We start from the raw sequence: 7,648 nt of genomic DNA, 5'->3' as shown, positions 1-7,648 counted from the left end.
CAGCAATCCCGGCGCGCAGCTTTCCGAGGTCAGTCTCACCGACCTCGTCACGCGGGCCGAGCGCGACGACGACCTCGCCACCTGCATCGGCCTGCGGCCCGACCTGCCGCGCCATCACTACCTCAGGCTGGTCGCGAAGGCGTCGCTGAGCGTGCGCAGGAAGCTCGAGGCCGCGCATCCGGAGCTCGCGGAAGAGGTGTCGAGCGTGGTCCAGGAAGCGGCCCAGCGGGTCCGCGCCGCAGCCATGACCAGGCAGACCGAGATGGCGCGCGCGCTGGTGAAGTCGCTCCACGAGGACGGCCGCCTCAACGAGGTCCAGGTCGCCGCCTTCGCAGACCAGGGCAAGTTCGACGAGACCAATGCGGGGCTTGCGGCGCTCGCGGGCGTCGCGGTCGAGACCGCCGAGAACATGATGATCGAGAGCCGCACCGAGGGCGTGATGATCCTCGCCAAGGTCGCGGGCATGTCGTGGGCGAGCGTGCGCGCAATCATCGCCATGCGCGAAAAGCTCTCGGGCGACTCGCAGACCGACATGCTGACGCTGCGCGATACCTACGAGGCCCTGCGCTCGTCGACCGCGCAGCAGGTGCTGCGTTTCCACCGCATGCAGCACAGCACGACGCCGGCGGCCTAATACCGCAACACCCTCGCCCCGAGCAGCGCACCGTCGCGGCTACCGGCGCGGTCGCGATCGTGTACCAGGTCGCGGCGAACAGCGGCGAGTCGTCGGTGCGAGGCGTAGAGCGTCGCAGCGAGCCCGGCGGACCGGATCAAGCTCCTGAGCCTTCTCTCCACGGGCCATCCACGGCGCGCCGCTTATGGCGCTGGCGATTTTTTTGTTTTAGCCTTCCGGAGGAATCGTCGCTGGGGGGTGGTATTGTTGCGTCTTGTCAAGCCGATAACACGGTCAGAACTTGAGCTTTGGCGTTTTCAGAGCTTGGCACTGTGGGGGGCTTGCGTTGGCGCCGTTGCAGCTGGCCTGTCGGCCTATCTGATCCTGAATGCCGCCAGGCCGGACCTTGCCGTAAACCTGGCACAGGACTTTCCGGTCGTTCAATCAGACGTCCCGAACAGCGAGGCCATCAAACGGGCCGAGAAAATCTTCTATGTCCTGTTCTACGGGTTCGGCGCTGCCGCAGCGTTTGCTGCCCTCAAGCTCAGAAAGTTTTTCGAAGGCCGCTCGCTCGTTCTGTTCTACCTCTCGTCGGTGATCATCGTCACAGAGCTGCATCCGTTCCTGCGGGCCACATTCGAGCCTAGACTTCAAAGGGTCGCGCTGGCCGTCCTTGTCGTCGCCGGCTTCATCCCGTTCGTGAAACGCTTCCCGATCCGCATTCACATCGATGGCGATGCGGAATCCAGGCCGATCGGGCTATTCGAATTTCGATGGGTCGATGCGGTGCTGATCGCTGCACTGCTGGCCCTGATCCTGCCCGGGGACGTGCAGGGCATGGCCACGCGGGCGTTGATCGGCAATCATCCGGTATCCTACCTGACGGGGCCCGCGCTCTATCATTTTGCAAAGGACATGGTGCCCGGCCGCGACTTCCTGTCGTTCTACGGATACGGGCCGCCTTACGTGTTGAGCAGGTTCCTCACCACGGATGTCAACGCCCTGTATGGCCACTACATCCGGATCATTGCTGCTAGTCTCGTGGTGTTCCACCTGTCGGCCTATTGGGTGCTGCGGGACTTCTTCCAGAACCGGGCGATGCCTTTCGTCTTGACGGTCGTGTTTCTCGCCCTGTGCCAGTACGCCAACGGTGACGCTTTCGGCGGGCCGTCCGCGCTCGCGATCCGGTACATGTTCGTGTTTATCGCCGTGGGCATTCTGGCGCGTCTCTTGGTGAAACCGTCCGACTGGTTGCTGGTGGCGCTGTCCGCCGTCTGCGCTGCCTCGATCTTTTGGAACACCGAGACCGGGATCTATACCTGGGCTGTGGCTTGTGCCGCGTTATGCGTGCGGTTGCTGGAACGGCGCCGGTTTTGGGAGGTCGCGGCTTTCACCGGCATGTCGATCGTGTTCCTGCTGGCATTGTTCGTTGCCGCATTCGGCCCGGCCGTCCTTTCAACGGACTTCCTGTACGTCTTCCTCGCCCCGCTCGGTCTGCACAGCTTCTCGAACTGGGTAGCGGTGATCCTGATCTGGAATCCCGGTTTCGGGACGGTCTACCAGATCGTCATGCCCGCGATCGCCATCGCCACGGCGGTGAGCGTCGCCGGTGCGTGGACCGGCTCGCGCACGATCGAGCGCGCTTATCTGCTGGTTCTGTCTCTCGTCGCGCTGGTTTTCATGACCAAGTGGGTGAACCGATCGCTCGACGCGGTATGGCAGCAGAACGCGTTTGCCTATCTTGCCGTTGGCGCTTGGTGGGGCCGATCGGCATTTCGTGCCGCTGTCGGCCGAACGAAGTCGCAGTTGATCCCGGCCGTGTCGCTGGCGGCGGTCGCCGTCGTCTCCGTCGCCGTGCTTCTGAGTGCGCAGGATCGGCGACAGACCGAAACGATGACGATCGGCCTGCGGTCGTATTTGAAGTATCCAAGTATCGCCAGCTTCCGATGGAAACAAAGCGCGGACCCGGTCAAGGTCGCACTCGACGCCAGCGACGTCGAGCTGGTCAACAAGGTCGTGCCAGCCGGTGGCCGCATGCTGCTGTTGTCGGACCAGGATTGGGCTGTTCTCCCGACGCTTGGCCGGGCTCCCAAGAGCGAATTCATGCCTTTCCGGGACGCGTTCAGCCGGGACCAGGTGATCAGGAGTTTTGCCGGGGCCGACTATTTCTTTTTGGAACGCGGCGCGACCTACCAATATGATTGGATGAAGGAGATAGTGGACGAGATCGTGCAGGAGCAGTTCGAACGCTCCGACGAGTCGACCCGGTTCATCCTCTATCGCAGGAAGTCATGACGCCGAAACTTGCGCGGGTGGTTTGAGCGCCGACGACGGGGCGCGCGGCCTGGCTGCGCGGTCAGTATCTCAGGACTTTCGAGCCGGCCAACGCGCCGACCGCCGCGACGAGTGCGGTCGCGAGCGTATACCAGGTCGCGACGAACAGCGGCGAGTCATCGGTGCAGTGCGAGGCGTAGAGCGTCGCAGCGAGCCCGGCCGACACCAGGCCGGCGAGCGCACCGGCGAGCGCGGGGTGCGATGGCGCACCGTGGCGCAGGCCGAACAGCGCCCCCGCCAGCAGCGGCAGCGACATCGCGGGGATCGCCAGCAGGCAGACCCTGGAGTTCTTGCCCATCAAGCGCATCGACATCGGCATGGCCGGCGCCATCATCGCCTCGCCGCCGATCGCGACCGCAAGAAGGCCGACGGGAAGCAGCAGCAGCCAGCCCCAGCCGCGCAGCAAGGCCTCGGGCCGCGACAGATGCAGGCTGACGATGATCGCGGGGATCGCGAGCGACAGCGTCACCGCGAACTTCATGTCGAAAAACGGGTTGTGCATGGCGCTCATCACGTCGCTCCGCACGCCGAGGAACGTCGCGAAGATCAGGATCGACAGGGGCGCGGCGACCAGGAGCGCCATGGTGAGCACGGTGCCGACGCGCGGGGCGCGATGGGCGTTGTCGGCCGCGAGCGAGCGAATGAGTTGATCGGTATCCATGACTAGTCGTCCCGCAGTTTGGCCGTGAGCGCCGCAAGTCCGCGATRCAAAGCGACCCGCACTGCGCCCTCGCTCATCGAATACTTTGCCGCCGTGTCCTTGATCGACGCGCTGTCGACCGCGATCGACTGCAACACGTCGCGCTGGCGCTGCGGCAGCGTATTGAGCTGCGCTGTGACCTCGCCCGCCGAAGCCGTCTCCTGCGGCGTTTCGCCCGGCAGGGTCTCGGCGAAATCATCGATGTTGACGAAGACGCGCCGGCCCCRCCGTCTTAGCGCATCGATCAGCTTGTTGCGGGCGATCGCGAACAGCCAGGGTGCCAAGGGGGCTTCGCTGTCCCAGGTGTGCCGCTTCAGATGCACCGCCAACAGAATCTCCTGCACGATATCCTCGGCCTGGTCGGGAGGCTGGCCGGCCCGCGCCAGCCCGCGCCTCGCGGCAGCGCGCAGCACCGGCGTGACCGCCTTCAACAGGCGATGATACGCCGCATCATCGCCTGCCATGGCCGACCGCATCAGGCCGGTCCATTCGTCCTCACGTCCGCGCACGCGCGCCCTCACCATGCAATTCGGCCGCTCTTTCAATTTGTTACGCCGGCACCCGCATGATCACGAATTCGTGATCGATGCCATGCCACCGTCCAATGCGGCCGCGGAAATCTGCGACGGCTCATAACACCGATCGATCCCGTCCGCATCCGGCGGCCGGCCCCGAAGGGGTGGCTTGCCCCGTTTTTGCCCGGTCTAGCCCGAAGATTCCCATTTTTTGCCCCGCTGTCGTCACGCCACGGCGTCTCTGTTCAGTCCGGGCATGGGTGGATTGGGGAGATCGTCAACATGATGAAAGCCAGCGGGCGCGCTGCCCTGATTCTTCTAGCCGGGCTTTTCCTGGTGTTCGGAGGCGCGGCACAGGCGGCGCCGAATTCGGCTGCGAGCAGCAAATCGGACAGCGCGGGCAAACAGGCTGATGCAGTCCAGCCGAGCAAGCACAAGCGCCACGATGCTCGCCGCACCAGCAGCAAGACGGCGCAGAAGTCCACCGACGACAAGGCCGGCAAGACGGACGCCGCGGCCAAGACCGACGAGGCCAAGGCTGACAACAAGGCCGACAACAAGGCTGACAGCAAGGCCGGTGGCGACGTGCCGGCCTCGGGCCAGATGCCGCCGGAAGTCGCCAACGCCAATGCGCAGCTCGCCGCCGCCGATACGCCGCCCGCGGCTGCGGCCTCCGCGATGACGGGCCGCGCCAACGACAACGTCCAGGCAGCGGCCGATAATACCGCCGCCCCGAATGCCGAGAGCCAGGTGGTGGCGCCCGACCAGCTCAACGATCTCGACCGCGCCCTGCAACAGGACAGCCCTCCGACGCAGAAGCAGAACGCGGTGATCGCCGCAACCGACGCGCAGCCGCGACCCGCGCCGGTGATGGCGAGCAGCCACCAGAGCACGGCCTGGGACCAGAGCTCCCTGATCGGCAAGATCTTCATCGGCGTCGGCACGCTGCTGACGCTGGCCTCCGCCGCGCGGATGTTCATGGCCTGATTTCTCGGGCCTGGTTTTCTTGGCCTGATCTTTTGGCCCGACGGACCTCGCCCGGGACGCGCAGTTTGCTGCACGTTCCGGGCGGCCTTGTTCCGGCAGCTTTTCAGGCCCCTTGAAGCCCACCGCGGCAGCGGGCACATTGCCCGCCCAATCAAAAGCGTGGGTGGAGCATGAGCACGTTCGAACACATCATCGTCGAAAGCAAAGGCGCGGTCGGCATCATCAAGCTGAACCGGCCGAAGATGCTCAATGCGCTCTCCTTCGGCGTCTTCCGCGAGATTGCAGCCGCGGTCGACGATCTCGAGGGCGATGATGCCATCGGCTGCATCGTCGTGACCGGCAGCGAGAAAGCCTTTGCCGCCGGCGCCGACATCAAGGAGATGCAGCCGAAGGGCTTCATCGACATGTTCTCCGAGGATTTCGCCGCGATCGGCGGCGACCGCATCGCGCGCTGCCGCAAGCCGACCATCGCTGCGGTCGCGGGCTACGCGCTCGGCGGCGGCTGCGAGCTCGCCATGATGTGCGACTTCATCATCGCCGCCGACACCGCCAAGTTCGGCCAGCCCGAAATCACCCTCGGCACCAKTCCCGGCATCGGCGGCACCCAGCGCCTGACCCGCGCCATCGGCAAGTCCAAGGCGATGGACCTCTGCCTCACCGGTCGCATGATGGATGCGGCGGAGGCCGAACGCAGCGGCCTCGTCAGCCGCATCGTGCCCGCCGACAAGCTCATGGACGAAGTCATGGCCGCCGCCGAGAAGATCGCCTCGATGTCGCGCCCCGCCGTCGCCATGGCCAAGGAAGCGGTGAACCGCGCCTTCGAGACCACGCTTGCCGAGGGCATGAGCGTCGAGCGCAACCTGTTCCACTCGACCTTCGCGCTGGAAGACCGCTCCGAGGGCATGGCGGCGTTCATCGAGAAGCGCAAGCCGGTGAACAAGAATCGGTAACGCCGGCAAACGGTAAGGCCGGTGTAAGACTCCGCCGCTTTCCCGCACAACCCCTGTGACGCACCTGCAACAAGCACGGAATACATGGGGGTTTTCCCCGCGGCAGTTTGCCTGCGGGACCCCGGCTGGTTAAACAGCTAAGAGGCCACCGTCGGCGGGGGCGGACAGCCGGGGTTAGCGGGATTACATGATTGGGCGAGCCGCCAGAGCTGGTCGCGTGATGACGCGGCATCGATCGGGCGTGGGTCCTGTGCTTGCGACATGGACTACGCTGGCGCTGTGTTGCGCCCTCTCCTCCGCTGCATGGGCCGAAGCCCTGCCGGAGGCGCTCGCCAAGGCCTACCAGACCAACCCGCAGCTCAATGCCGAGCGCGCGCGGCAGCGCGCGACCGACGAGAACGTGCCGCAGGCGCTGGCCGGCTACCGGCCGCAGATCGTGGCAAGCCTCAGCGCCGGCCTGCAATCGGTGCGCAATCTGCTGCCCGACAACACCATCCAGACCGCCAATCTGAAGCCCTGGGTGATCGGCGTCACCGTGACGCAGACCCTGTTCAACGGGTTCCGCACCGCCAACAACTTGCGGGCCGCCGAACTCCAGGTCCAGTCGGGCCGCGAGGCGCTGCGCAATGTCGGCCAGGGCGTGCTGCTCGACGCGGTCACCGCCTACACCAACGTGCTGGCGAACCAGTCGCTGGTCGAGGCGCAGCGCTCCAACGTCGCCTTCCTGCGTGAGACGCTCGCCGTCACGCAGCGCCGCCTCAACGCCGGCGACGTCACGCCGACCGACTCCGCGCAGGCCGAAGCCCGTCTCAACCGTGGCCTCTCCGACCTCAATGCCGCCGAAGTCGCGCTCGCCGTGAGCCAGGCGATGTACGCGCAGGTAATCGGCAATGCGCCGTCGCAGCTCCGGCCCGCCGAGGTCGTCGACCGCTACCTGCCGAAGAGCCGCGAAGACGCGTTGACGATGGCGATCCGCCAGCACCCGGCGGTGATGGCCGCAAGTTTCGACGTCGATGTCGCCTCCACCAACATCCGCGTCGCCGAAGGCGCGCTGCTGCCGAGTGCCAGCATCCAGGGCAGCGCCAGCAAGAGCCGCAACAACGACCCGACGCTCGGCACCTTCGCAGAGGACCAGGCCTCGATCGTCGCCAACGTCACCGCGCCGATCTACGACGGCGGCCAGGCCGCCGCGCAGACGCGGCAGGCCAAGGAGATCACCGCGCAGAGCCGGCTCGTGCTCGACCAGGTACGCAATCAGGCCCGCACCGCAGCGGTCAGCGCCTGGGTTGCGAACGAAGGTGCCAAGATCGCAGTCTCGGCCTCCGAGTCCGAAGTGAAGGCGGCGACCGTCGCGCTCCAGGGCGTGCAGCGCGAGGCCGCCGGCGGACAGCGCACGACGGTGGACGTGCTGAACTCGCAGGCCGACCTGATCCAGGCCAAGGCGCGGCTGATCGGCGCGCTGCGCGACCGCGTCATCGCCTCCTACACGCTGCTCAGCGCCGTCGGCCATCTCGACGTCAAGACCTTGAGCCTGAACACGCCGGACTAC

The 7,648-nt window shown here is 65.9% G+C and carries 7 protein-coding genes and 1 pseudogene; 5 read left to right on the top strand and 3 right to left on the bottom strand.

Features of this window, described 5'->3' with window-relative positions; all coding sequences use genetic code 11:
• Positions 1-634 (top strand): DUF2336 domain-containing protein (locus tag AC1D00_RS17670; protein ID WP_477011541.1); only part of this gene is annotated, 634 nt, incomplete at its 5' end.
• Here the strand turns inward: AC1D00_RS17670 and AC1D00_RS17665 are convergent.
• Positions 631-765, bottom strand: a pseudogene (locus AC1D00_RS17665) (NrsF family protein); the annotation flags it as partial. The gene AC1D00_RS17670 and the pseudogene AC1D00_RS17665 overlap by 4 nt on opposite strands.
• 115 nt (positions 766-880) lie before the next feature.
• On the opposite strand from AC1D00_RS17665, the gene AC1D00_RS17660 reads away from it, so the two are divergent.
• Positions 881-2,908, top strand: coding sequence for a hypothetical protein (locus AC1D00_RS17660; RefSeq protein WP_477011540.1), 2,028 nt, complete (start codon positions 881-883; stop codon positions 2,906-2,908).
• A 61-nt stretch (positions 2,909-2,969) separates the two neighbouring features.
• Here the strand turns inward: AC1D00_RS17660 and AC1D00_RS17655 are convergent, their stop codons facing one another.
• Both AC1D00_RS17655 and AC1D00_RS17650 read right to left on the bottom strand, forming a co-directional pair.
• Positions 2,970-3,608 carry an NrsF family protein gene (locus tag AC1D00_RS17655; protein ID WP_404554316.1) on the bottom strand — a complete coding sequence of 213 codons (639 nt, stop codon included), beginning with the start codon at positions 3,606-3,608 and terminating at the stop codon, positions 2,970-2,972.
• A 2-nt stretch (positions 3,609-3,610) separates the two neighbouring features.
• The gene (locus AC1D00_RS17650; RefSeq protein WP_477011539.1) at positions 3,611-4,156 is read right to left on the bottom strand and encodes a sigma-70 family RNA polymerase sigma factor; all 546 of its coding nucleotides are present in this window, start codon (positions 4,154-4,156) and stop codon (positions 3,611-3,613) included.
• A gap of 288 nt (positions 4,157-4,444) precedes the next feature.
• Between AC1D00_RS17650 and AC1D00_RS17645 the strand changes: the two genes are divergently transcribed.
• The 3 genes from AC1D00_RS17645 to AC1D00_RS17635 all read left to right on the top strand — a co-directional run.
• Positions 4,445-5,149: a hypothetical protein gene (locus tag AC1D00_RS17645; protein ID WP_477011538.1), complete on the top strand. Its 705-nt coding sequence runs from the start codon at positions 4,445-4,447 to the stop codon at positions 5,147-5,149.
• A 170-nt stretch (positions 5,150-5,319) separates the two neighbouring features.
• A complete protein-coding gene (locus tag AC1D00_RS17640; RefSeq protein WP_477011537.1) occupies positions 5,320-6,099 on the top strand; it encodes an enoyl-CoA hydratase in 780 nt (259 codons plus the stop codon).
• A 187-nt stretch (positions 6,100-6,286) separates the two neighbouring features.
• On the top strand, positions 6,287-7,648 hold a 1,362-nt coding region (locus tag AC1D00_RS17635; protein ID WP_477011536.1), incomplete at its 3' end, for a TolC family outer membrane protein.

The organism is Bradyrhizobium sp. P2_E8 (genome assembly GCF_056403875.1).
This window is presented reverse-complemented; position numbering and strand designations above follow the sequence as displayed.